The following is a 2,657-nucleotide window of genomic DNA, read 5'->3' on the forward strand; positions in this document are numbered from 1 at the left end:
TACACCGCAAAGTAACCCCCCTTGGCGTCTTGTAAAGGTAGGTGTTGCGTCCGTGTCTTTCCATGTTGTGTCCGTCCCAATAACAATCGCGAGCAATTATCGGTGCCTTCTCTGTGTAGTACCTGATACCGTTTGGCCCTCCCCCGATTTGCAGGACACGAAGTTAAGACTATATAATCCAACCTGAAGGGGGCGTTTTGTTCATGGGAAGTGCGAGGAGACATTACAACGAGGAGTTTAAACGCAACGCAGTAGACTTATGCCATACCAGCGGCAAAAGTATTAGTGAAATAGCTAAAGATCTGGGAATCAGCTGTAGCATGCTCGCAAGATGGAAAAGAGAGCAGGAAGAATATAAAGATAGGGCATTCCCCGGCCTGGGCAAGGCAAGACGGGGAACGGATCTGGAAGAAGAAAACCGTCGCCTAAAGAAGGAATTGGCACTCGTCCAGGAGGAACGGGACATACTAAAAAAAGCTGTAGCCATCTTTTCCAAAGTCCCGAAATGAAATACCGTTTTATCCTGGATAACTCGAAGGTATTTCACGTAAAGACGATGTGTCGTGTCCTGAAAGTATCTCGTAGTAGATATTATTCTTGGCTAAAGGAGCCTTTAAGCCAAAGGCAAATTCAGGAAGAAATCATAAAAGAACGTATAATTTATATCTACAACGAAAGCCGCCGTACCTATGGCAGTCCCAGGATACATAGACAAATGGCAAAAGATGGCATTCACTGTAGCAAAAAGAGGATAGAACGAATAATGAGAAAAGCAGGTTTAAAGGCCGTAGGGAGGCGCAGATTCAAGGTCACGACCGACTCGGGTTCTAATATGTCAGTGGCAAATAACGTCTTAGACAGAAATTTTTTCGCTTACTGTCCGGATGAGAAGTGGGCGGCAGACATAACCTATATCCACACCTACGAAGGATATCTATACCTAGCGGCTGTGATGGACCTTTACTCCAAGAAGATCGTAGGATACTCCATGAAACAGCGGTTGACCCAGGAGCTGGTCGTTGAAGCCATGAATATGGCGATACATGCCCGACGTCCAATGCCAGGGCTGATCGTTCATACCGACAGGGGCAGCCAATATGGCAGCTTTGCTTACAGACAACTGCTAGAAAAGGAAGGATATATATGTTCAATGAGCCGCAAGGGCAATTGTTGGGATAATTCTCCAATGGAGAGCTTCTTTAAGACCTTGAAGGCAGAACTTGTATATCGTCGCAGGTTTAAAACCAGGGCTGAAGCCAGGATCGAAATCTTTGAGTATATTGAGGTATTCTACAACCGTACTAGACTGCATTCTACCCTTGACTACAAAAGCCCGGAGGAATTCGAGAGAACATATAAAAATCTAATAAAAGTGACTTAGGTTGATGTCCGCTAAAGCGGGGGAAGTCCAGTTCATTACTTCACACATGCGTCTTGGTTTCATTTCTTACCCCTCATTTTATGCTAATTGGCCTTACCTGACCCTCTTTTTGCTCCCCAAAAGCTTCTTCACTGGTGATGCCATATCGTGTGCTTCCCTTATGTCTGACTCGGCAAGGGCTATGTAACGTTTGGTCATGTCAAGCGTGGTGTGTCCCATAATCGTTTGCAACGCAAAGGGGTTCATGCCGTTACGCAGGAAGTGGAGTGCTGCATCATGCCGTAAGTCGTAGGGTGAAAGACGCTTTAGGCCAAGCTTGGGTGCGTAAACCTTTTTAAGTCTCTGTCTCCAACCCGAAATCGTTAGCCTGTCTCCTTCGTAGTTGGCAAAGAGCAGCGGTGTTTCCCATTCCCTCGGCCTTGCGGTAATTAACCCCTGTATTGCCTTTGCCGTCTCAATGGAGAAGGGTAGCGTTCGGCTCTTTCGTGTCTTTGCGATTGATGCCCTGACCAGCACAGTCATTTCTTTTAAGTTGACATCGTCAACAGTAAGTGCTAATGCTTCGCTTGGCCTTATGGCTGTGTCTATGGAAAGGCATATTAAGGCATAATCTCGCCTGCCACAGTAGGTTGACTTGTCGGGTAGCTTTAAAAGATTGGCCAACGTCTCGGCCGAATGCTGGACGATTCTCGGTTCGGCCTTCCTTGCCCTGATGCCTTCCACGGGATTTCCTGTGTAAGCACCTTCGTCCACCAGCCACGAGAAGAAAGCTTTGAGGTATTTCCTTCTGATGTTGAACGTTGCCGGTGCGATGTCGTCTTGGCCCAAATAGGACAAAACGGCAACTCTTGCCCTGCTTAGGTCGGACGGGTTCCAAGCATCGGGGTATAGGCCAAAAAACCTCGTGACATGGTAGCGGTAGTCGTCAATTGTCCCAACTGCAAGCCCATCAGCTTTCTTAAAAAGTAAAAAGGCTTCCAAAGCATCCTCCCATGATTGAAACTTCTCTTGAAATAAAACCACACGGTTCGTTTGGTTCATAATTTTGCCTTGCAGTTTTTATGAAAGGGCAAATTTAGGAGCGTTGGACTTTGGCAATTTTGCTGCGATTTGCCGAAAACAGGTTGATTAAGAACCCGCATGTGTGCTACTGTTAGAGTTTAGTAGCTCAATAGGTCAGAGCACTGGACTGTGGCTCCAGGGGTTGGGGGTTCGAGACCCCTCGCTCACCCCATTTTTATGTCCCGACTGGTTTTTTGAAGCGTCGGGATTTTTT

General features: G+C 46.7%; 2 protein-coding genes. One reads left to right on the plus strand and one right to left on the minus strand.

The window, feature by feature from the left end:
• Positions 1–203 precede the first annotated feature (203 nt).
• Positions 204–1,381, plus strand: a protein-coding gene (locus Q7P41_RS05570; protein ID WP_303882797.1) for an IS3 family transposase whose coding sequence is annotated in 2 segments (ribosomal slippage) — positions 204–480 and positions 480–1,381 — 1,179 coding nt in all. Because the reading frame shifts where the segments join, the coding sequence is not laid out codon by codon here.
• Between the two features lie 93 nt (positions 1,382–1,474).
• On the opposite strand, the gene Q7P41_RS05575 is transcribed toward Q7P41_RS05570, so the two are convergent.
• Entirely contained in the window at positions 1,475–2,362 is an 888-nt protein-coding gene (locus Q7P41_RS05575; RefSeq protein WP_303882798.1) for a tyrosine-type recombinase/integrase, read from the minus strand.
• Positions 2,363–2,657 lie beyond the last annotated feature (295 nt).

The sequence above is a fragment of the Acetomicrobium mobile genome (assembly GCF_937920065.1).